The sequence below is a fragment of the Vreelandella arcis genome, from assembly GCF_900103865.1.
In the GTDB taxonomy this organism is placed as follows: domain Bacteria; phylum Pseudomonadota; class Gammaproteobacteria; order Pseudomonadales; family Halomonadaceae; genus Vreelandella; species Vreelandella arcis.
On record NZ_FNII01000004.1, the window covers coordinates 41,597 to 64,547 of the forward strand.

General features: G+C 55.7%; 19 protein-coding genes. 5 read left to right on the forward strand and 14 right to left on the reverse strand.

Annotated elements, in window-relative coordinates; all coding sequences use genetic code 11:
- Positions 1-35: 35 nt before the first annotated feature.
- From glmM to rlmE, 4 genes are all read right to left on the reverse strand, one after another.
- Positions 36-1,385, reverse strand: coding sequence for a phosphoglucosamine mutase (glmM, locus tag BLR97_RS05405; protein WP_089703284.1), 1,350 nt, complete (start codon positions 1,383-1,385; stop codon positions 36-38).
- Positions 1,382-2,302: a dihydropteroate synthase gene (folP, locus tag BLR97_RS05410; protein WP_244511242.1), complete on the reverse strand. Its 921-nt coding sequence runs from the start codon at positions 2,300-2,302 to the stop codon at positions 1,382-1,384. The genes glmM and folP overlap by 4 nt, the downstream gene beginning before the upstream one ends.
- A gap of 104 nt (positions 2,303-2,406) precedes the next feature.
- On the reverse strand, positions 2,407-4,407 hold the full coding sequence (gene ftsH, locus BLR97_RS05415; RefSeq protein ID WP_089703286.1) for an ATP-dependent zinc metalloprotease FtsH: 2,001 nt from the start codon (positions 4,405-4,407) through the stop codon (positions 2,407-2,409).
- Between the two features lie 202 nt (positions 4,408-4,609).
- Complete coding sequence (gene rlmE / locus BLR97_RS05420; RefSeq protein ID WP_089703872.1) at positions 4,610-5,260, reverse strand: 23S rRNA (uridine(2552)-2'-O)-methyltransferase RlmE; 651 nt, start codon at positions 5,258-5,260, stop codon at positions 4,610-4,612.
- A 116-nt stretch (positions 5,261-5,376) separates the two neighbouring features.
- Here rlmE and yhbY point away from each other — a divergent pair, with 116 nt between their 5' ends.
- Positions 5,377-5,703, forward strand: a complete 327-nt coding sequence (gene yhbY / locus BLR97_RS05425) for a ribosome assembly RNA-binding protein YhbY (protein ID WP_089703288.1) — start codon at positions 5,377-5,379, stop codon at positions 5,701-5,703.
- Between the two features lie 114 nt (positions 5,704-5,817).
- On the opposite strand, the gene greA is transcribed toward yhbY, so the two are convergent.
- From greA to carA, 3 genes are all read right to left on the reverse strand, one after another.
- A complete protein-coding gene (greA, locus tag BLR97_RS05430) occupies positions 5,818-6,294 on the reverse strand; it encodes a transcription elongation factor GreA (protein ID WP_089703290.1) in 477 nt (158 codons plus the stop codon).
- A complete protein-coding gene (gene carB, locus BLR97_RS05435; protein ID WP_089703291.1) occupies positions 6,291-9,521 on the reverse strand; it encodes a carbamoyl-phosphate synthase large subunit in 3,231 nt (1,076 codons plus the stop codon). The genes greA and carB overlap by 4 nt, the downstream gene beginning before the upstream one ends.
- Before the next feature lie 69 nt (positions 9,522-9,590).
- Entirely contained in the window at positions 9,591-10,736 is a 1,146-nt protein-coding gene (carA, locus tag BLR97_RS05440) for a glutamine-hydrolyzing carbamoyl-phosphate synthase small subunit (protein ID WP_170832992.1), read from the reverse strand.
- A gap of 411 nt (positions 10,737-11,147) precedes the next feature.
- Between carA and BLR97_RS05445 the strand changes: the two genes are divergently transcribed.
- Positions 11,148-12,560 carry a DNA cytosine methyltransferase gene (locus BLR97_RS05445; RefSeq protein WP_089703293.1) on the forward strand — a complete coding sequence of 471 codons (1,413 nt, stop codon included), beginning with the start codon at positions 11,148-11,150 and terminating at the stop codon, positions 12,558-12,560.
- A gap of 42 nt (positions 12,561-12,602) precedes the next feature.
- Here the strand turns inward: BLR97_RS05445 and BLR97_RS05450 are convergent, their stop codons facing one another.
- The 3 genes from BLR97_RS05450 to BLR97_RS05460 all read right to left on the reverse strand — a co-directional run bounded on the left by BLR97_RS05450 (position 12,603) and on the right by BLR97_RS05460 (position 14,551).
- Complete coding sequence (locus BLR97_RS05450) at positions 12,603-13,340, reverse strand: PmeII family type II restriction endonuclease (RefSeq protein ID WP_089703295.1); 738 nt, start codon at positions 13,338-13,340, stop codon at positions 12,603-12,605.
- 23 nt (positions 13,341-13,363) lie between these two features.
- Complete coding sequence (gene dapB / locus BLR97_RS05455) at positions 13,364-14,170, reverse strand: 4-hydroxy-tetrahydrodipicolinate reductase (protein ID WP_089703296.1); 807 nt, start codon at positions 14,168-14,170, stop codon at positions 13,364-13,366.
- A 99-nt stretch (positions 14,171-14,269) separates the two neighbouring features.
- Complete coding sequence (locus tag BLR97_RS05460) at positions 14,270-14,551, reverse strand: DUF2218 domain-containing protein (RefSeq protein ID WP_089703298.1); 282 nt, start codon at positions 14,549-14,551, stop codon at positions 14,270-14,272.
- Positions 14,552-14,840: 289 nt separating this feature from the next.
- Between BLR97_RS05460 and BLR97_RS05465 the strand changes: the two genes are divergently transcribed.
- From BLR97_RS05465 to BLR97_RS05475, 3 genes are read left to right on the forward strand one after another with little or no spacing between them, the layout of a single operon-like run.
- On the forward strand, positions 14,841-15,968 hold the full coding sequence (locus tag BLR97_RS05465; RefSeq protein ID WP_089703300.1) for an ABC transporter substrate-binding protein: 1,128 nt from the start codon (positions 14,841-14,843) through the stop codon (positions 15,966-15,968).
- Positions 15,958-17,028, forward strand: coding sequence for a FecCD family ABC transporter permease (locus BLR97_RS05470; protein WP_089703302.1), 1,071 nt, complete (start codon positions 15,958-15,960; stop codon positions 17,026-17,028). Before BLR97_RS05465 ends, BLR97_RS05470 begins: the two co-directional genes overlap by 11 nt.
- A complete protein-coding gene (locus tag BLR97_RS05475) occupies positions 17,022-17,771 on the forward strand; it encodes an ABC transporter ATP-binding protein (RefSeq protein ID WP_089703304.1) in 750 nt (249 codons plus the stop codon). Before BLR97_RS05470 ends, BLR97_RS05475 begins: the two co-directional genes overlap by 7 nt.
- Here the strand turns inward: BLR97_RS05475 and BLR97_RS05480 are convergent.
- The 4 genes from BLR97_RS05480 to grpE form a co-directional block, all read right to left on the reverse strand.
- Positions 17,749-18,663: a DMT family transporter gene (locus tag BLR97_RS05480; protein WP_089703306.1), complete on the reverse strand. Its 915-nt coding sequence runs from the start codon at positions 18,661-18,663 to the stop codon at positions 17,749-17,751. The genes BLR97_RS05475 and BLR97_RS05480 overlap by 23 nt on opposite strands.
- 174 nt (positions 18,664-18,837) lie before the next feature.
- Entirely contained in the window at positions 18,838-19,989 is a 1,152-nt protein-coding gene (gene dnaJ / locus BLR97_RS05485) for a molecular chaperone DnaJ (RefSeq protein ID WP_089703308.1), read from the reverse strand.
- A 124-nt stretch (positions 19,990-20,113) separates the two neighbouring features.
- On the reverse strand, positions 20,114-22,048 hold the full coding sequence (dnaK, locus tag BLR97_RS05490) for a molecular chaperone DnaK (RefSeq protein WP_089703310.1): 1,935 nt from the start codon (positions 22,046-22,048) through the stop codon (positions 20,114-20,116).
- A gap of 121 nt (positions 22,049-22,169) precedes the next feature.
- Entirely contained in the window at positions 22,170-22,808 is a 639-nt protein-coding gene (gene grpE / locus BLR97_RS05495; protein ID WP_089703312.1) for a nucleotide exchange factor GrpE, read from the reverse strand.
- Between the last annotated feature and the right edge of the window lie 143 nt (positions 22,809-22,951).

A 22,951-nucleotide genomic window follows, 5' to 3' on the forward strand; every position in this document is an offset into this window, starting at 1 on the left:
TTGTCAAGACAACCGCTGTTGTTTGCATGACGGTGCTATTTGAGCAACGTCTTCACCTGATCCGCCAACTTAATAGCCAGTTGGTCAACATCGAGATGCGCGCGCCCTTCTACCATAACGCGAATAAGCGGCTCTGTTCCTGAGGCCCTAAGCAGCACGCGCCCCTCATCACCCAACTCGCTTTCGAGGGCCGCGACCGCCTGCTGTAACGGCTCAGAGGCCATCACTTCTTTGGCATTCGTACCGGCAGGTAAGCGAACATTGACCAGCGATTGGGGCACTTTTTCCAAGCCTTTCAGCAGCATTGGTAACGGCTGCTGTTCGCGCATCATTAGCGCAAGCACCTGGAGCGCTGATACGATGCCGTCACCGGTCGTCTGCACATGGCTACACAAAATATGGCCCGATGACTCACCGCCCAACTCCCATTGGTTGGCCGCCATACGCTCCATCACGAAGCGGTCACCGACGCTGGCACGTTCAAAAGGTATGCCCATCTTTTCCAGCGCCATCGCCAAACCAAAATTGCTCATCAGCGTACCCACCACGCCACCTTCGAGCAAACCACGCGCCTGACGATCCCGAGCAATCAGATAGAGAATATCGTCACCGTCAACTTCACGACCATCGGAATCGACCAATAATACCCGGTCACCATCGCCGTCGAAGGCAATACCCAGATCAGCGCCTTGCTGAATCACCGCCGCGCGTAACGCCGCTGGATGCGTCGAACCCACCTGCTGATTAATATTCAAGCCGTCAGGTGAGCCACCAATGACGCTAACCTCAGCTCCCAACTCACGAAACACACTCGGCGCTATGTGATAGGTAGCGCCATGAGCGCAGTCGAGCACAATGGTTAAGCCATGAAGACTAAGGCGATCCGGCAACGTCGATTTACAAAATTCAATATAGCGGCCGGCAGCATCATCAATGCGCATCGCCTTACCTAACTGAGCCGCATCCGCTGTCGTTAACGGCGCTTCCAACATGGCCTCGATACGATCTTCGGTGGCGTCCGGTAGCTTTTTGCCTTCTGCCGAAAAAAACTTGATGCCATTATCCTCAAAGGGATTATGCGAGGCCGAAATGACAATGCCTGCATCGGCGCGAAAAGTGCGCGTTAAATAAGCAATGCCAGGCGTGGGCATCGGGCCCAATAAGGCGACGTCCACACCCGCCGCAGACAGCCCTGACTCCAACGCGGACTCAAACATATAGCCTGAGATACGCGTATCTTTACCAATCAGCACGCGAGTACGGCCCTTTTCACGGCGCAGCACCTGTCCTGCCGCCCACCCCAGCTTAAGCATAAAATCGGCCGTAATTGGCGGTTGGCCTACCGTGCCCCGAATACCGTCGGTGCCAAAATAGCGTCTTGTCATGCGTTATTCTCCTTATTATTGGCGGCTGGCTCACAGCCCTCCTGTAGCACAGCCCACGCCATATTGACGGCATCTACCGTTGACCCCACATCGTGAACCCGCACGATGCTAGCCCCCCGTTCAACCGCCATCGCCGCTAGCGCCAGCCCACCTGCAAGTCGCTCATCAACCGAGCGACCCAGCACTTTTCCGATCATGCTTTTGCGCGACATCCCAACCAGAACCGGCAGGGCCAATGACTGCAGCACGTCCATCTGGTTAAGCAAACGCAAATTATGCTCAACGGTTTTACCAAAGCCAAACCCCGGATCCACCAGCAGGCGATGACGACGCAACCCTGCGGCTTCACACTCAGCGACTCGCGCCGCAAGATACTCAACGACCGCCTCTTCAATCGGCTTCTCGTAGGCGGGCGATTGTTGCATATTTTGCGGCTCGCCCTGGCGGTGCATCAAGCACACTGGAAGCCCACTGCCGGTGGCAGCCGCCAGAGCACCATCCCGCTCCAGCGAACGGACATCATTAATCATCCCAGCCCCTAGCGACCCTGCTTCGCGCATCACCACCGGGCAACTGGTATCCACTGAAACCAGCGCATCCAACTCGTGCACCAGCGTCTCGACCACCGGTGCGACGCGATCAAGCTCTTGTTGCCCGCTGACAGGCGTCGCGCCCGGACGGGTCGACTCACCGCCAACATCAATGATCGACGCGCCTTCAGCCAGCATTTGCTCGGCACGACGCAATGCATCGTCTAATGCCACATGCTGCCCGCCGTCCGAGAAGGAATCCGGGGTAACGTTCAAAACCCCCATAACACGGGGGAAAGACAGATCGAGCAGATGCCGACCGCAGCGCAGCTGTGAATGAGACTGCGTCAGCGGGGTCGATGGGGTAGGACGTGCCGTAAAAGTCATGCTGTCGCCTGGTCGAAAAAAACGTATTGCGTTAAGACTACACAGCATAACAAAAAGGCGTCCCCTTGGGGACGCCTTAGCGTTGCGGCTAGCTCAACAGCCCATCAGGGGCCAGCCGGCCCGCCTAGTGGGTCGGAAGGCCGACGACGCGGCTCTTCGTCATCGGTGTCTCCACCGTCGCCTGGCTTATCGCCACCGCTCGTATCGGCAGAAGCGGAAGCTGACTGATCGCCGGCGGCAGGCGTTCCACCACCCGGTGAATCACCGTCATTCCAGCCTTCCGGCGGACGCGGATTGCGACCATCCATAATATCTTTCAGTTGGTCGGCGTCGATGGTTTCGTATTTCATCAGCGCTTCCGCCATCGCGTCGAGCTTATCGCGATTGTCCGTCAAGATTTTGCGAGCCTGCTCGTAGCAGTCATCGATAATCTTGCGAACCTCCTTATCGAGGCGCGTGGTGGTTTCGCCAGATTTCATCTTGCCGCCACCCTGACCCGGGGCACCGAGGAATTGATGAGACTCATCCTCGTCGTACATGATCGGACCCATTTCGTCCGACAAGCCCCACTTGGCGACCATATTGTGGGCAAGCTCAGTAGCACGCTTGATATCGTTAGACGCCCCAGTGGTCACACCGTTGGGCCCCAGCGTCATCTCTTCGGCAATACGCCCACCGAATAACGAACAAATCTGGCTCAAAATCTGCTGACGGGACAGGCTGTAACGATCTTCTTCCGGAAGGAACATGGTCACACCCAACGCGCGACCCCGCGGAATAATTGTCACTTTATACACCGGGTCATGGTCAGCCGCGACCAAGCCGATAATGGCGTGACCTGACTCGTGATAAGCCGTATTAAGCTTCTCTTTATCGGTCATGACCATGGATTTGCGCTCAGCGCCCATCAAGATCTTGTCTTTGGCCAAATCCAACTCTTCCATGCTCACTAACCGCTTGTTGCGGCGAGCAGCAAACAAGGCCGCCTCATTGACCAAGTTGGCCAGATCAGCACCGGAGAAGCCGGGCGTACCTCGAGCAATTATTTGCGGCTTAACATCATCGCCCAGCGGCACCTTACGCAAGTGCACACCCAAGATATGCTCGCGTCCGCGAATATCCGGTAAGCCAACGGTCACCTGACGGTCGAAGCGACCCGGGCGCAGTAACGCAGGGTCAAGCACGTCGGGACGGTTGGTGGCCGCGATGACGATAACGCCTTCGTTTGCCTCAAAACCGTCCATCTCAACCAGCAGCTGGTTCAGCGTCTGCTCGCGCTCGTCGTTACCGCCACCCATGCCAGCACCACGCGAACGACCGACCGCGTCAATCTCATCGATAAAGATGATGCATGGCGCCTGCTTTTTGGCCTGCTCAAACATGTCGCGCACACGAGATGCACCGACACCTACGAACATTTCCACGAAGTCAGAGCCAGAGATGGAGAAAAACGGCACTTTGGCTTCGCCCGCGATAGACTTAGCCAGCAGCGTTTTACCCGTACCTGGCGGGCCCACCATCAATACGCCACGGGGAATGGTGCCGCCCAGACGCTGAAACTTGGTAGGGTCGCGTAGGAAGTCAACCAGCTCTTCCACTTCTTCCTTGGCTTCATCGCAGCCTGCGACGTCAGAGAAAGTGGTCTTAATCTGGTCTTGGGAGAGCAACTTCGCTTTGGACTTGCCAAAGCTCATTGGCCCGCCTTTACCGCCACCGGCACCACCCTGCATTTGGCGCATAAAGAACATAAAGATGGCCAAAATCAGCAGAATCGGGAAGCTGGCAATCAGCAGACGCGTCCAGATACTTTGCTGCTCCGGCGCTTTACCAATGACCGTAACGTCGTTGCTCAGCAGATCATCCATCAGCTTAGGATCTTCTGCTGAGGGACGAATCGTCTGGAACTGCGAACCATCCGTACGCTCACCGGAGATGGTGTAGCCGTCAATGGTCACGCTACGTACTTGCTGTTCCTGCACCTGCTCAACGAACTGAGTATAGTTCATTGTTTGGGGCGCACTTTCTGTACTGAAATTATTGAACACTGTCAGTAGCACGGCCGCGATGACCAACCACAGAATCAGGTTCTTTGCCATATCGTTCAAGGGGCTACCCTCATTACAAGAATCTGTCAGTTAAACCCTAAAACTAAGACCTTACACAAGCCTCAAGGGTTCAACCATTGCCAAGACGTATAATGCCTTGGGCCATCTGCGCCACATTCGCCTATGAGACCAATGTGACACACTTTGCAACTGTCTGTCTGGCTATCGCGATGATAAATCTTGACGATGAATCGCTCGCTGGTCATTGACCACGAAACCCCTCCGCTAACAGATATACTTCCCGGGAGCGTGCTCGCGATGCCTCGGGTTTACGCGTTACAACGCGCTTAAAACTGTTACGCAGCTCTTTTAAATAGCTGTCGAATCCTTCGCCCTGAAACACCTTGACTAGCAAACTTCCGCCCGGCGAAAGCGCTTCCCGCGCCAGCTCAAGGGCCAATTCTACCAAATACATCGCTTGCGGCTGATCGATTGCCGCCATACCACTCATATTGGGGGCCATGTCCGACATCACAAGGTCTACGGGACGATTTCCTAAGCGCTCAAGAATAGCATTAAGCACTGACTCTTCTGTAAAGTCGCCCTGGATAAAGTCTACGTCCGCGAGCCCATCCATCTCAAGAATATCGGAAGCAATCACCATGCCCTGTGGCCCTACCTTCTCAGCGGCAATCTGACTCCACCCGCCTGGCGCAGCCCCCAGGTCAATGACCGTCATGCCGGGGCGCAGCAGCTTATCCTTTGCGTCAATCTCAAGCAGCTTGTAGCTGGCCCGAGAACGATAACCGTCCTGCCAGCTTTGTTTGACATAAGGATCGTCAAAATGCTCTTTCATCCAGCTTGCGCTGGTTTTGCTTGATGGGCGCTTACGGCCCGTTGGCGTTTGCTGCATGGAAAAATCTAACAGTGAGTAAGGTGCGATGGGCGCTTTCACTCGATGTCTTTCACTCGGTGGCGTTTCACCGTAAGATGGAACGTTAAGCGCAAACTGGGATACCGCAAGATACCATGAGCTTGTCACCGGCACAAAAGAAAGCATTTCGCAGCATTGGTCACTACCTCAATCCAGTGGTCACCGTTTCCGAAAATGGCGTTTCCGATAACTTACTCGCTGAACTCGGTCGGGCACTTACTGACCACGAACTCATCAAAGTGAAGCTCGCGCTACCTGATCGCGACGACCGCACTGCCATGCTTGACGAACTAATCAAGGATAGCCAAGCGGAACTGGTACAAACCATCGGCAAAACGGCGTTACTCTACCGCCCAAATCCGAAGGTTAATCCGAAGCTATCCAACATTAAACGCTTCGAGAACCATCACGGCCGCCGTTAAACGCCGCCCTGATCGCCAAAAGCCCGCGACACCGTGCCGCGGGCTTTTTTATGACTAGCACGGGAATATCTTGAAAACACACTCCCACGCCTGATAACGCGCTTTGGCTAAGACTTATAGGTGCTCGACGCTGCCGATCTCATACTCAACGTCACCACCAGGCGTAGTGACCACCACCACGTCCCCTTCTTCTTTACCGATGAGTGCGCGGGCAATCGGCGACGTCACCGAAATACGCCCTGCTTTGATGTTAGCCTCATCTTCACCGACGATGCGGTAAGTGACTTCGGCATCGGTGTCTAGGTTCAGCAGTGACACCGTGACGCCAAAAATCACTTTCCCGGTTTTAGGCAGCTTTGTGACATCGATAACCTGGGCACCCGAGAGCTTACTTTCAATCTCCTGAATACGCCCTTCGATAAACCCTTGCTGTTCGCGCGCAGCATGATACTCGGCATTTTCCTTAAGGTCGCCGTGCTCACGCGCTTCAGCAATCGCCGCTATCACCTGTGGGCGTGCTTCACCCTTTAGATGATTCAGCTCATCACGAAGACTTTTTTCGCCCGCTACCGTCATCGGGACCTTGTTCATTGACTTGCTCCTGCATGCAGATCCTGAAGGCGCCGCACCGTAATCTCCCTACCGTACTCCAGCGCCATGCAAACAGCATTAGCGCCCGCCAAGGTGGTCGCATAAGGCACCTTGCGGGCAAGCGCAGTACGGCGAATAACCGAAGAGTCGTTAATAGCCTGGCGACCTTCGGTTGTGTTCACGATGTAGGCGATTTCGTCGTTCTTAAGCAGATCGACGATATGGGGACGACCTTCGTAGACTTTGTTGACGTGCTCCACTGCCAAGCCAGCCGCTTCAAGAGCCGCTGCCGTGCCACGCGTTGCACAAAGAGTAAACCCTAATGTTAACAGAGAACGGGCCACTTCGATAATCCCCTGCTTATCCGGCTCGCGCACCGAAAGGAACGCTTTGCGCTTTCCGCTCAAAGCAGGAATCGCTTCCCCCGCGCCCAGCTGCGCCTTGAAGAACGCCTCGGCGAAGGTATCGCCTGACCCCATGACTTCGCCGGTCGACTTCATCTCGGGCGAGAGAATCGGATCCACACCCTGGAATTTATTAAACGGGAAGACCGCTTCTTTGACGCTGTAAAAATGTGGAACTATTTCACGCTCAAAACCCTGCTCAGCAAGGGTTTTACCCGCCATGCACCGCGCGGCAATCTGGGCCAGCGACGTACCGATACACTTGGAGACGAACGGCACGGTGCGCGAGGCACGCGGATTGACCTCAATCACGTAGATCTCACCATCCTGCCAGGCAAGCTGCACATTCATTAAGCCCTTGACGCCCAGCTCCAAGGCCATTTTCTTGACCTGGTTGCGCATCTCGTCCTGTACGTCGGCGGGCAACGAGTAAGGCGGCAGCGAACAAGCCGAGTCACCGGAGTGCACCCCCGCCTGCTCGACGTGCTGCATGATGCCGCCAATCACCACCTGCTGACCGTCGGAGACCGCGTCGATATCGATCTCCACCGCCGCGCTCAGGAAGTGATCCAGCAGTACCGGCGAATCGTTGGACACCTTCACCGCGTTGGTCATGTAGTTCTCAAGCTCGGAGGCGTCGTAGACGATCTCCATGGCCCGGCCACCAAGCACGTAGCTTGGACGCACCACCAAGGGGTAGCCGATGGCTTCGGCCTTGGCGAAGGCCTCGTCAAAGCTGCGTGCCGTGGCGTTGGGCGGCTGCTTTAGACCGAGTTTATCGATCATCTGCTGGAAGCGCTCGCGGTCTTCAGCGCGATCGATGGCATCCGGCGTAGTACCAATAATCGGCACGCCGGCAGCCTCCAGCTCACGGGCCAATTTCAGCGGCGTCTGGCCGCCAAACTGAACAATTACGCCCACCGGCTGCTCTTTGTCGGCGATTTCCAGCACGTCTTCCAGCGTCACCGGCTCGAAGTAGAGACGATCAGAGGTGTCGTAATCGGTGGAGACGGTTTCTGGGTTGCAGTTGACCATGATGGTTTCATAACCATCGTCGTGCATCGCGAAGGCGGCGTGGACGCAGCAATAATCGAACTCGATACCCTGACCGATCCGGTTGGGGCCACCGCCCAGCACCATGATTTTCTGACGGTCGGATACCTCGGCCTCGCACTCTTCTTCGTAAGTCGAGTACATATAGGCGGTATCCGAGGCGAATTCCGCCGCACAGGTATCCACGCGCTTGTAGACCGGACGAATACCCGCCGCTTGCCGGGTTTTACGGAAGTCTTTCTCCGCCACCCCCAGCACCTTGGCCAGACGGGCATCCGAGAAGCCTTTACGCTTAAGCTGGTACAGCTCGCGAGTGGAAAAATCGCTCAACGAGCGCTTGGCCACAGCGGCTTCGGTCAGTACCAAGTCTTCCAATTGAACCAGGAACCAGCGATCGATATTGGTCAGCTCAAAGACCTCATCAACGCTCATGCCTGAGCGCATGGAATCGGCCACATAGAAAATACGCTCGGCACCAGCGGCTTGTAGCTCACCCTGGATGATCGCCATGTTGTCCGGCGTGAAGTCGGTAATAATCGGATCCAGCCCGTCGTTACCGGTTTCCATGCCGCGCAGGGCTTTTTGCAGCGACTCCTGGAAGGTACGGCCGATCGCCATCACCTCACCCACCGACTTCATCTGGGTGGTCAGGCGGTCATTGGCCTGGGGGAATTTCTCAAAGGTAAACCGCGGAATCTTGGTGACCACGTAGTCGATGGACGGCTCGAAGGACGCTGGCGTACGGCCACCGGTAATATCGTTTTGCAGCTCGTCGAGCGTGTAACCCACCGCCAGCTTGGCGGCGATCTTGGCGATCGGGAAACCGGTGGCCTTGGAGGCCAGCGCAGACGAGCGCGATACCCGCGGGTTCATCTCGATCACCACCAGGCGTCCGGTCTGGGGATCCATTCCGAACTGCACGTTGGAGCCGCCGGTTTCCACGCCGATCTCGCGCAGCACCGCGAGGCTGGCGTCACGCATGATCTGGTATTCTTTGTCGGTCAGCGTTTGCGCCGGCGCCACGGTGATGGAATCCCCCGTGTGCACGCCCATGGGGTCGAAGTTTTCAATCGCGCAGACGATGATGCAGTTGTCGTTTTTATCGCGCACCACTTCCATTTCGTACTCTTTCCAGCCCAACAGCGACTCGTCGATGAGCAGCTCGTGGTTGTTGGAAAGCTCGAAACCGCGGGTACAGATTTCCTCGAATTCTTCCTTGTTGTACGCCACGCCGCCGCCGGAGCCGCCCATGGTGTAGGAAGGACGAATAATGGTCGGGAAACCCAGTTCGGCCTGAATCTCCCAGGCCTCGTCCATGGTGTGCGCAACTTTCGCTTTCGGGCACTCTAAACCAATGCGCTTCATGGCCTGATCGAACAGATCGCGGTCTTCGGCCATGTTAATCGCGTCGGCGTTGGCACCGATCATCTCGACGCCGTAGTTGTCCAGCACGCCATGTTTTTCCAGGTCGAGCGCACAGTTCAGCGCCGTCTGGCCGCCCATGGTGGGCAGGATGGCGTCCGGCCGCTCGGCTTCGATGATTTTTTCCACCGCCTGCCAGGTAATCGGCTCGATGTAGGTAGCATCGGCCATGGAGGGATCGGTCATGATGGTCGCCGGATTGGAGTTAACCAAAATTACCCGGAAACCCTCCTCGCGCAGCGCTTTACACGCCTGGGCGCCGGAGTAGTCGAATTCGCAGGCCTGGCCGATCACAATCGGGCCAGCGCCAATGATCAAAATACTGTTGATGTCGGTACGCTTAGGCATAACGGTTCCCGCAAAAAATGGTGACGATGAGCGACAAAAGACGGCGATACGATGATGCAGCTGGGCGCGTTAGCGACGCGCCTTCATCATAGCGACAAAGCGATCAAACAGCGGCGCCACATCGCGCGGACCGGGGCTCGCTTCGGGGTGACCTTGAAAGCTGAACGCCGGTCGGTCAGTTAGCTCGATGCCCTGCAAGGTACCGTCGAACAACGACCGATGCGTTGCGCGCACGTTGGCGGGCAGGGTCGCTTCATCGGCGGCAAAGCCGTGGTTCTGGCTGGTGATCATTACCGTGCCAGCGTCCAGGTCTTGCACCGGGTGGTTGGCGCCGTGGTGGCCGTGACTCATTTTGACCGTCTTAGCACCTGCTGCGAGCGCCAGCAGCTGGTGGCCCAGGCAGATACCAAATACCGGAATATCGGTTTCCAGCACATCCTGGATCGCTTTGATGGCGTAATCACAGGGCTCCGGGTCGCCGGGCCCGTTGGCCAGGAAAACCCCATCAGGATTCATCGCCAACACCTCAGCGGCAGGCGTTTGCGCGGGGACGACCGTCAGACGACAGCCGCGAGTGGCCAACATACGTAGGATATTGAATTTCACCCCGTAGTCGTACGCCACCACATGGTAGGGGCGCTCGCTTTGCGTAGCATCGGCATAGCCCTCACCCAGCGCCCATTCACCTTCTGACCACTCGTAGGCTTCTTTACACGACACCTCTTTGGCCAGATCCATACCCTTCAAGCCTGGGAAGGCTTTGGCAGCGTCCAGCGCCCGTGCGACCGCATCCTCGCCTTCGGCATCGGCACCCGCCAAAATCGCCCCGTTTTGCGCCCCTTTATCGCGCAAAATGCGCGTTAAGCGGCGAGTGTCGATATCAGCAATACCTAGAACGTTTTGACTTTTTAGATAATCCGACAGGGTTTGTTCGCTACGGAAGCTACTGGCCAGCAATGGCAGGTCGCGAATCACCAAACCGGCGGCGGCAATCGACGCTGACTCAACGTCTTCGGCGTTAACGCCGGTATTGCCGATATGAGGGTATGTGAGCGTGACGATTTGGCGAGTATAGGAGGGATCGGTGAGGATCTCTTGGTAACCGGTCATCGCCGTATTGAACACCACCTCACCGCTGGTTAATCCGTCCGCGCCAATGGCGACTCCGTGGAACACGCTGCCATCTTCCAGAGCCAATACCGCGGGTTTGCTCAATGCGGGGTTATTCAAAACACGTTCTCCCATGCTGGTGGGAGCCTGTTGGGCGCAGGCTCAGCAATGTCTTCATTATCCACGACGCTCAATTAGTCAGGCTGTCACCAATAAAACTAAGGTCGTAAAAAAGCGGGACGAAGCCGATAAAAAAAGAATCGGTTTCATCCCGCTTGTTGTTCGATGCCTTTCAGAGTCGCCATAAGCTATCAATAGGTTAGCGTACTCGGGACAGGCTTTGGGCTGGCCAACGCAACAAGCGCGCCGTTTGCTCACTTTTTCTCAGCCACCCGGCCAAAATTTTTGAAATTTTACAGGAATTCCTGGGCTAAGACTACCCCCTGCGCGAGTTGACACCAATCGGCAATGAGTCGACCATAGGTACTTGTGCCAAGTTTCGCAAAGGAAACTAAAATGAGTACCCATATCAGCATCGAAGATGCCGCCTTAATGCTTGAAGTAAGCCCTCAGCATGCAAGATCCCTGTGTCGGAAACAGGTGCTAAAGGCAGAAAGAATCGGCAGCACTTGGGTGGTCGATGCTGAAAGCGTGAAACATTACCAGCAAGAAGCAGAGCAGCATATCGCAAAAGATCACCCCGCCTATTTTGACGCCACCGGCGATACGGACAAACCGATAGCCTTGAGTTTTTTTTCTGGCGCAATGGGGCTTGATCTGGGCATCGAAGCAGCCGGGTTTGATATCCGCTTAGCCTGCGAGTTCGACAAATATTGCCGCCAAACGATTCTGCTTAATCGCCCCAACACCGCCTTGCTCGGCGACATAAATGAATACTCAGCCGCACAAATTCTAGAAGCTGCGCAGCTAGATACAAACAATGTTGACTTGATGGTAGGCGGCCCACCTTGTCAGGCGTTTAGCACTGCAGGGAAACGAAAGGCTTTCAATGATGATCGCGGCAATGCCTTCTTGAAGTTTATCAATCTGGCTATTGAGATAAAGCCACGCTTTCTGGTCATCGAGAATGTGCGCGGGTTGCTATCATGCCCCATGGATCATAGGCCACACAATCAGCGTGGCCCTGGTTTTCCTGACCTGTCGTTAGATGAAATGAAGGGCGGAGCACTTAATTTCGTCTTATGCCTGCTAAAAAAAGCGGGCTATTCATGCACCTTCAATCTATATAACTCGGCGAATTTTGGCACCCCGCAAACCCGCGAAAGAGTCATTATAGTTTGCTCGCGGGATGGTAGCGCGGCCCCTTTTTTGCAGCCAACCCACTCTGAAGAAGGTGCCCATGGGCTGCCCAAGTGGAAAACCTTCAGAGACGCGGTGGCCGGCCTGGAAAGCCACACGCATCTTCATTTTCCGGAAAAACGATTAAAGTATTATCGGCATCTAAGAGCCGGACAAAATTGGCGCGCGTTGCCCATCGCCATGCAGCAAGAAGCATTAGGCAAGTCTTTTTTTTCCGGCGGTGGAAAAACAGGCTTTTTGAGGCGCCTAAGCTGGGGCAAACCGTCTCCTACTCTGGTCACCCACCCAGCCATGCCCGCTACGGATTTGGCGCATCCAGAGGAAGATCGGCCCTTATCGATAGAAGAGTACAAAAGAATCCAAGAATTCCCCGATAGCTGGCAACTGGCGGGGCCATTGGTGCAGCAATATAAACAGGTAGGCAATGCGGTGCCTGCCAGCTTAGGTTATGCGGTAGGCAAGCTGGTAAAAGACCTACTCGAAAACAAAGCGACGGCACCGCCTGATGGTTTTAAATTCTCAAGGTACCGGGAGACCTCGCACTTCGAGTGGAGCCAAGCCTTCGAGCGGCAGCAACAGGTGCCCCAACCCAGCCTCAGCCTGTTTTAAGACAAGCTTTTTTAATTCGCAGAAGGGGCTCTCACCCCTTCTTTAGCCAGCTAAAGAAGAATTTAGCTTTATCAACCGTGCCCAGTCGATAGCACCATTTTCCATGCAAAATTCAGCAATGAACTCATGTGTGAATTTATTCACCATACGGGCGTAAGACTCCTGAAACTCGTCATTGCGCTCGCGCGCCATGCTGCCAAGCGGCTCTATCAGCTCAACGTATAATTCAGCATCCCCAGATATAAACTCCCAAAACCGTTGTCCGCAATACTTAAAATAATCCCCTTTGTCGGGGTTATTATCCCTCCCATAGCAGCAACCGTTCACGGCAACAATATTCAAGCCCGACTGACTGGTTCTCAGTGTTTTCTGTGCCGTCTTAAAGTTTGCTTTCATCTGATCGATTTGAGAGCTATTACCCCAATTAGGGCCTGATTTGATCGCCACAATATGGCGACGACCACCATGATCAAACTCGAGATCCACACCAGCTATACCCGACTTCCATCCACCATAGGTCTGCCCATTAATGAAGATAGCCAATCCTTCAAGCCAATCACCAAATAGGGTTTCCTCGTTCGATGAAATATGGGCTTCCAGTATTCCTCGAACGATCTGCTCTGCAGTTTGGACGTTCTTGGCTTTAAACAGATAAGGATTTTTCCGCTTCAACACATCCTTGAGCTTAAGCTTGGCAAGTCGATCAATTCGTTTCTGATGAAAAGATCCAATATTTTCAGCCACATACTCAGTAACATCATCTAAACATAACGGCTGCATCACCCCGCTCCAATTTATAGTTTTTAGATCAACCCCAACACATCCTGCATATCGTATCGGCCGTTGTCTTTGCCAGCGACCCAGCGCGCGGCGCGCACAGCGCCTTTGGCAAAGGTCATGCGGCTGGAGGCTTTATGGGTGATTTCGATGCGCTCGCCTTCGGTGGCAAACATTACTGTGTGCTCGCCGACGATATCGCCCGCACGCACGGTGGCAAAGCCGATTTCTTTGTCACTACGCGGGCCGCACTGCCCAACCCGCTCAAACACGCCGTGTTCTTTTAACGTGCGGTCTAGGCTTGCCGCGACCACCTCGCCCATTTTGATCGCCGTACCAGAAGGCGCATCGACTTTATGACGGTGGTGGGACTCGATCACTTCAATATCGTAGCCTTCATCGCCCAGCGCTTTGGCCGCGGTTTCGAGCAGCTTCAGCGTCAGATTAACCCCCACGCTCATATTGGGCGCAAACACCATCGCCAGTTTGTCGCGGTAGCTATCAAGCTCGGCCAGCTCGTCATCGCTCATGCCGGTGGTGCCAATCACAATGCGCTTGCCGTGCTTGGCGCAGAACGCCAGGTTGCCCAGAGTAACGTTGGGGGCGGTGAAGTCGATAAGGACATCGAAGTCATCGACAATCGATTCCAGAGAATCTACCGCGACGACGCCGCGCTTACCCACACCGGCAAGCTCGCCAATGTCAGCGCCTGCCAAGGAACTACCTGGCTCAACGACGCCACCGGCTAGGGTCGCCTCAGTATCCTGCTCTACAGCATTTACCAACGTACGGCCCATGCGGCCAGCCACGCCTACAATGGCAACTCGGGTCATGAAAGCTCCTGCGCTTGCGATTCTACGCATCAAAATGGGGTTAAAGGCAGCCGTGATTATAACAGACGCGCAAAGGGAATCCGCGCCTCTGGCCAGCGGTTAGTTTTCCCAAATAATGACCAGCGCTTCATCGCCGGCCATACGCATCAGGTGACGCTCCACTACGCCTTCCAACTCATCCAGGTGCTCTTCTTCAAGCGTTTCAATCGCCACCGCCAGCGAGTCTTCTTCGGCCCGCATCAGGCAGGTACCCGAGGCAAAAGTGATCTTTGCCTCTTGCGCTGAGTGTTCAACTTCAAGCTTATGCGCCCAGTGCTTGCATAAGCGGTTAATCAAGCGCTCGCCAGAAGATGTGGCAATTTCAGCACGGGATAGAGGCATAGGGATTCTCCGCATCGGTAGCGAGTTAGTACCCATTAGCGTAATGCGCGCGCACTCAAGAGCCAAGTAACGAATGGGCGTTCGCTGCAACAAAGTGTTCACGATCGTGCTCATGCACGGCGAAGCAGCCCTCAAGACGCATCTCGACAGTCGCAGAGGTTTCCGCAATAATGGCAACCCTTGAGAATGCGAATTATACGCAGAACATATTTTATTACCTGCTCGTCTGGATGGATGGCGCAGACGCTCTCCCATCAGCTTAATTTATCAACTGGTTATAAAGGCATTTATGGCTACCCACATCTCTAAAATTCTGCTCGGTGCTCTATCCGTATTGAGTTGCGCCACCGCTGCCGCTGACGACATCACCGTGACCGACGTTACCGGTCGCCAAGTCACGTTAGATGCCCCCGCCGAGCGAGTTATCTTAGGCGAAGGTCGGCAAATTTATCTGCTAGGGTTACTCGAACCCGAAGACCCGTTTGCCCATGTGGTCGGCTGGCGGGAAGACTTTTCCCAGGCAGACCCTGACAACTATGCTCGCTACGCTGAGCGCTTCCCGGAAATTGAAGCGATCCCCACCTTTGGCGGGTTCAAGGACGGCACCTTCGATGTGGAGCAGGCCGCGTCACTGACACCCGACGTCGTGCTGATGAACCTTGAAGCAAAGGCCGCCACCGAAGACGCCGGCTACGACGACAAGTTGGCCGAGCTGGATATTCCCATCGTTTACGTGGATTTTCGCGAAGATCCCATCGCGCACACCATTCCCTCTATGCGGATCATCGGTAAGCTAATGGGCGAAGAAGCCGCCGCCGAGGAATTCATCACCTTCGCCGAGGAACAGCTGGCAAGGGTCACTGATGTCATCGAGCAGGCCAACCCCGAGCGTCCCAGCGTATTCATTGACCGGGCAGGCGGCTACTCGGACGAGTGCTGCATGAGCTTTGGTCCTGCCAACTTTGGAGAATACGTCGCCCTGGCAGGTGGTACCAACATTGCCGCGGATATTATCCCCAACACCTTCGGAACGTTGAATCCCGAGCAAATTATCGCCGCCAATCCAGACCACATGGTCGTAACCGGCGGCAGCTGGGATGCCTACGTGCCGGGCGGTGATTGGGTCGGCGTCGGGCCTGGCGCTGACATGGAGAAGGCGCAGGCCAAGCTCGAGGCCCTCACTGAGCGCACTGCCATGACCGGCATTCAGGCGGTCGAGTCGGATAATGTCCACGCCATCTGGCACCAGTTCTACAACAGCCCCTATTATTTTGTCGCCATCCAGCAATTGGCGAAGTGGCTACACCCTGACCTGTTTATCGACCTGGAGCCGGAAGCCACCATGGCTGAACTGCACGAACGCTTCTTGCCCATCGACTACGCGCCGGGCTATTGGGTGTCATTAAATGACGACTGAAAGCATTGCCACCGAGCGCGCCTCTCAGGGGCGCGCCTTCTATCGCAGCCAAGTGTTTCGCCGCCAGATGATTCTGGCGGCACTGGTTTTAGCGCTATTTTTCAGCCTTTGCGTTGATCTAGCCCTTGGTCCGGCGCGCTATAGCCTGGGCGAAGTGATCGCTGCCTTGTTCACCCCTGACAACGTCAGCCAGCAGGCGCGTGTCATCCTTTGGGAGATACGCATGCCGGTAGCGCTGATGGCGCTCGTGGTCGGCGCCAGTCTCTCGGTGGCCGGTGCCCAGATGCAAACCATTCTGAGCAACCCACTGGCCAGCCCGTTCACCCTAGGGATCTCCGCCGGGGCGAGCTTTGGCGCTGCCCTGGGGCTCGCTTTTGGCGTTGCGATTATTCCCACCGCCATCGAGTACGTCGTGCCCATCAATGCGTTTTTGATGGCCATGGTGACGGCTTTTCTGATTCACGCCCTCAGCCTTAAGCGTGGCGTGACGGTGGAAACCATCGTCTTGCTCGGCATTGCCATGGTGTTTATTTTCAATTCGCTGATGGCGCTGATTCAGTTTTTTGCCAGCCAACAGGCCGTAGCCGCCGTGGTGTTTTGGACCATGGGCAGTTTGACCAAAGCCACCTGGCCGAAATTTTGGATTGCGCTTGGTGTGCTGGCCACCGTAATGCCTTTGCTTGCACGCCACGGCTGGGCACTTACCGCCATGCGCCTGGGCGACGCTAAAGCCGAAAGCATGGGCGTAAGGCCCCGGTCACTGCGCTTAGAAGTACTGGTGCTGGTGTCGTTGCTGGCCGCCATTGCCGTGGCCTTTGTGGGCACCATTGGCTTTATTGGTTTAGTCGGGCCGCATATTGCACGCATTCTGCTAGGCGAAGATCAGCGCTTCTTCTTGCCCGGCTCTGCCCTTTGCGGTGCACTGATTCTGTCTGTTGGCTCGGTGATTTCCAAAATTATTATCCCAGGCACCATTATTCCCATTGGGATTATTACCTCTCTGGTGGGCATCCCCTTCTTTCTGTTTCTCGTGCTTAACCACAAGAAGGCTTCATGGTAACCCTACAGCTGAACCACGTTTCTGCCCGTTACGGGCGTCATCCTATTGTGCAGGATATCACCACCCCTTGTTTTCAAGGCGGGCAAGTGGTGGCACTACTTGGCCCTAATGCCGCAGGCAAGTCGACGCTTTTTCGACGCATATTAGGACTGCTCAAAGGCGAAGGTGAGGTTGCCATCAGCGGCACAAACGCCGAACGCCCGGTGGCCTACATGCCCCAGGAGACGGGCGCTAAAGCAGTGCTGACGGTGTATGAGTCGGTGCTCTTGGCACGCATGCAAGGGCGCAGCCTTAAAGTGCAGGCGGCAGACTTGGCTCAGGTCGACCGTGCGCTTTCAGAGCTCAATATCAGCGCGCTCGGCGAACGCGATATAGGCGACTTGAGCGGCGGGCAGCGCCAACTGGTGAGCGCCGCTCAGGCCCTAGTTCAAGAGCCGGATATTTTGATGCTGGATGAACCTACCTCGGCACTCGACCTTAACCGCCAAATCAATCTGCTAGGCGTACTTAGGCGACTTGCCGACGAACGCAACATGCTGATTATGGTCGCCCTGCACGACCTTGGGCACGCGCTGCGCTTCGCTGATGCTGCCATGATGCTTGAGAATGGCCGCTTAATTGCCTGCGGCCCCACCGCAGACGTGATTACCCCAACGTTGCTGCGTCAGGTGTATCGCGTAGAGGCGCGCATCGAGCCATGCTCAAAGGGCCGCCTTCAGCTTATTGTCGAAGAGGCCGTTTAGCCCTTAACCTAAGCCGCCGCCCTTCCATCGCCGCTAGCGCTACCCCGCTTAACATCAGCGGGAGCGCTAGCAGGAAGCCGCTGGAGACCGGTATGCCAAACAGCACCCAATCGGCGAGCACGGGCCACACCAGGGCAATATATTCAAAAGGTGCCAAACGTGACGCTTCGGCGTAGCGCAGGGCTAATGTCATCGCAATATGCGCAGCACCGCCAAACAGGCCCGATAGCACTAAAAGCGCAAACTCCACCCGACTGAGCGCGGCCCAACCCAGCGGTAGTGTCGCCAATCCGGCCAGCGCCGCCACCAAAATAAAGTAGAAAGCGATTGAGGCGGCACTCTCCGTTCGCGAAATACGCCTCACGGTTAGTAACGCCCCAGCGGTTAATAGCGCACTCAGTGCCCCCAGCGCGTAACCGGTCACTTGGCCACTACTGGAACCGGCATTGAGCCCAGGCAATATCAGCACGGCGACCCCGGCAAGCGCCAGCACTACGCCGCCCGCACGATTAAGCGAGAAGCGCTCGCCCAGCAGCAGCACACCACCTACCGCCATAAAGACCGGCGTTAGCTGGGCTAATAGTGTCGCCTCGGCGACTGGCAGTAGCGCCACCGCCGCAAAGGAGGCAAACATTGCCGCCGCCCCTAACCCCGAGCGTAACGCATGCCCCAGCGGACGACGCGTGGCCAACCCCTGTGGAAACTCCCGCCGAAGCAAAAGGAAAACAAAAATCGGTAGCAGCGCAAACAGCGAGCGGAAAAATACTGACTGGCCCACCGGCACTTCGTCGCTCACCGCCTTGATGCACACCAGCATGCCGGTAAATAACACGCCAGACAGCACCCGCAATCCAATCCCCAACCCAGGACGCGCTTCTTCATCTCCCTGCATTCGTCAATATCCTTATGCGCCAATACGCCAACATTAAACTGAGCATCTGTTCAGTAAACGCCATTAAGACGCATTAGCGTCTATAATAAAACCCTTAGTAGCGATGAGCTGCATAAAAAACGCCCCAACACCAAAGGGTGCAGGGGCGTTTAAAAGCCTTAAGGCGAAGCGCCGTTAAGCCTTCATATCTTCAAAGAACTTTTTCACACTATCGAAAAAGCCGGATTTTTTCGGCGAGTGGCTGTGGCTGTTGCTACCTTCCAAACTCTCTTGGAACTGGCGCAGCAAGTCACGTTGCTTCTCGTCGAGCTTGACGGGCGTTTCAACGACCACTTTACACAGCAAGTCGCCTGGCGCTCCGCCACGCACGGGTTTAACCCCTTTGCCACGCAAACGGAACAGTCTGCCCGTTTGGGTTTCCGGCGGAATTTTAAGCTTCACGCGACCGTCAAGCGTCGGCACTTCCAACTCACCGCCGAGGGCGGCATCAACAAAGTTGATCGGCACGTCACACTGTAAGTGTCTGCCGTCGCGCTGGAAGATATGGTGCTTCTTGATGGCCACCTGGACATACAGATCGCCGGGAGGCCCACCATTGATGCCGCTTTCGCCTTCCGCGTTAAGACGAATACGGTCGCCGGTATCCACACCCGGTGGAATCTTCACTGATAGCGTACGGGTCTCGCGCACGCGCCCTTCAGCATTACACTTATGGCACGGCACCTTGATGTGCTGGCCGGAACCATGGCACGTCGGGCAGGTTTGCTGAACGGCAAAAAAGCCCTGCTGCATGCGCACCTGGCCGTGGCCATGACACGTCGGGCAGGTGTCTTTACTTGAGCCTGGCTCGGCACCGCCACCGTCGCAGCGGTCGCATTCAATATGCCGCGGCACGCGAATATCGACGGTGGTACCGGCCACCGCATTTTCCAAATCCAGCTCTAGGTTGTAGCGCAGGTCAGAGCCGCGCGCCGGGGCGTTGGGGCCACGCCGACGGCCACCACCGCCGAAAATATCACCAAACACATCGCCGAAGATGTCGCTGAAATCACCAGCGCCACCGCCGCCGAAACCACCGCCACCAAAGCCGCCGCCTTGGCCGTCGACGCCGGCATGACCAAACTGGTCGTAGGCCGCACGTTTTTCGCTGTCGGTTAAGACTTCGTAGGCTTCCGATACCTCGCGGAATTTCTCGGCGGCGGTGTCGTCATCCGGGTTTCGATCGGGGTGATATTTTTGCGCCAGGCGACGGTAGGCCTTTTTGATCTCTTTCTGATCGGCCCCTTTCTCGACACCCAGGACTTCGTAATAATCGCGCTGGGACATGGGTCCTACGCCTCCTGGTTAGCTATGCATTCAACTACACATTTAACTACGTGCGTCTTAGCCGCGGAAACAGCAACGCGGGAGTTGCCTCCCGCGTCACCGCTTTCCTTGGCAGAAAGAGGGGTTACTGTTTTTTCTGATCGTCGTTGACTTCTTCGTACTCGGCGTCAACCACGTCTTCATCAGGTTTGCTGTTGGCCTGATCAGCACCTTCTTCACCCTGCTGCTCGGCGCCTTCTGCCTGCTCGGCGTACATTTTCTGCGCCAGCTGGCCGGAGGCTTCGGTCAGCGCGTCGAGTTTTTGCTGGATAAGCTCTTGGTCGTCACCTTTAGTGGCTTCTTCCAACTCGGTGATCGCGGTTTCGATGGACTGCTTCTCGTCATCGGTCGCTTTATCACCGGCTTCTTCCAGCGTTTTACGCGTGGCGTGAATCATGCCGTCCGCTTGGTTACGCAGTTGCACCAGCGCTTCGAACTTTTTGTCCTCTTCCGCGTGAGCTTCCGCATCGCTGACCATCTGATCAATTTCTTCTTCCGACAAGCCGCTAGATGCTTTGATGACGATGGACTGCTCTTTACCGGTGGCCTTGTCTTTGGCCGACACGTTCAGAATACCGTTGGCATCCAGGTCAAACGCGACTTCGATCTGCGGCACACCACGCGGCGCGGGCGGAATATCGGCAAGATCAAAGCGACCCAGCGATTTGTTCTGCGACACTTGCTTACGCTCACCCTGAACGGCGTGGATGGTCACCGCCGTTTGGTTGTCATCCGCGGTGGAGAAGGTTTGCGTCTTCTTCGTCGGGATGGTGGTGTTTTTGTCGATCAGCGGCGTCATAACGCCACCCAAGGTTTCGATACCCAGGGTTAGCGGCGTGACGTCCAGCAGCAGCACGTCTTTAACATCGCCACCCAATACACCGCCTTGGATCGCCGCACCCACGGCCACGGCTTCGTCCGGATTCACATCTTTACGCGCTTCCTTGCCGAAGAACTCAGCGGCTTTCTGCTGAACCATCGGCATGCGGGTCTGACCGCCGACCAGGATCACGTCATCAATCTCTGAAGCCGAGAGGCCAGCATCTTTCAGTGCTACCTTGCACGGCTCAAGCGAGCGCTGAACCAAGTCGTCTACCAGCGATTCCAGCTTGGCACGTGTTACCTTCACGTTAAGGTGCTTGGGACCGGTGTTATCCGCCGTGATGTACGGCAGGTTAACGTCGGTTTGCTGAGCACTGGAAAGCTCGATTTTGGCTTTCTCTGCCGCTTCTTTCAGGCGCTGCATGGCGAGATTGTCGCCGGACAGGTCAATGCCGCTGTCGGACTTGAACTGGTCAACCAAGTAGTTGATCAGCGCCAGGTCAAAGTCTTCGCCGCCCAAGAAGGTGTCGCCGTTGGTGGCCAACACTTCAAACTGGGTTTCACCGTCTACGTCAGCGACTTCGATGATCGAGATATCGAAGGTACCGCCGCCCAGGTCGTATACCGCGATGGTTTTATCGCCACGCGATTTATCCATCCCGTAGGCGAGCGCCGCAGCAGTCGGCTCGTTGATAATCCGCTTAACGTCCAGACCAGCGATGCGACCGGCATCTTTTGTCGCTTGGCGCTGGCTGTCGTTGAAGTAAGCCGGCACGGTGATAACAGCCTCGGTGACGGTTTCGCCGAGGTAGTCTTCAGCCGTCTTCTTCATTTTCTTGAGCACTTCCGCGCTAACCTGCGGCGGTGCCATCTTTTGGCCTTTCACTTCCACCCAAGCATCACCGTTATCCGCTTCGGTGATTTTGTACGGCACCATTTTAATGTCTTTTTGAACGACGTCGTCTTTAAAGCGACGGCCAATCAGACGCTTAATAGCGTACAGGGTGTTTTCCGGGTTGGTGACCGCTTGGCGCTTGGCCGCTTGACCAACAAGCGTCTCACCGTCTTCGGTATACGCGATGATAGACGGCGTCGTACGACCGCCTTCCGCGTTTTCAATTACTTTTGCACTGTCTCCATCAAGCACCGACACACAAGAGTTGGTGGTGCCCAAATCGATACCAATAATGCGACCCATAATAAGAACCTCGAATTCGGTTGTTTCAATACGTAAAACTAATTGCGGATTTACCGCAGGGTTGCCCTCTTATTTGGGGGCCACCTGTGACTTTTCAAGGCTTTTTTTCGCCTTAATCGCGCTATGACTCACTCGCTTTTTGACTAACGACCACCATGGCGGGGCGCACCAAGCGTCCGTTTAGCGAGTACCCTTTCTGCATCACTTCCATGACGGTATTGGGCTCAAGCTCAGGATTCGGCACCATCGCCATGGCTTCGTGAACTTGAGGGTCGAACGGCTCGCCCTGGGGCTCAATGCTTTCGACGCCGAATTTATGCAGCACGTCGAGCTGCATTTTCAACGTCATGGAGACACCTTCGCGATGAACCTCAGAGGCGTCTTCCTGCATTGATTCAAGAGCTTTTTCCAGACTGTCGACGACCGGCAGCAAGTCTTTAACGAACTTTTCCAAGGCAAACTTGCGCGACTTTTCGGCTTCATGCTCCGCGCGACGACGCACGTTCTGCGCTTCCGCGGCCGCTCGTAGCGACTGGTCATTGGCTTCCGCCAAGCGCTGCTCAAGGTCTTGTACCTGAGCCGCTAAGGCGTCGGCCTCGGAGCCATCATCGACACGATCAACGACCGCTTCCTCGTCATTGATCAAACCTTCCAGCTCACCTTCAGCCAAACGATCCTCGGCCGTTTGCTCCGGTGTTTCGGCCTCTTGCTCTTGGCGAGCCAGCTCATCGTCCAGTGGGGTCTGCGGTTCTTTTGCCATGCCTTGCTCCTGCAACGTTCGGGGGGCTGATTAAACGCCCAATATTAAGTAGCAATGTAAATTGGCTCTGTCCGGTATATGGGGATCATAAAAGCCATCTCAAGTGGGCATTGAAGCGCGTTTTCGACTACTGTATAAAACAA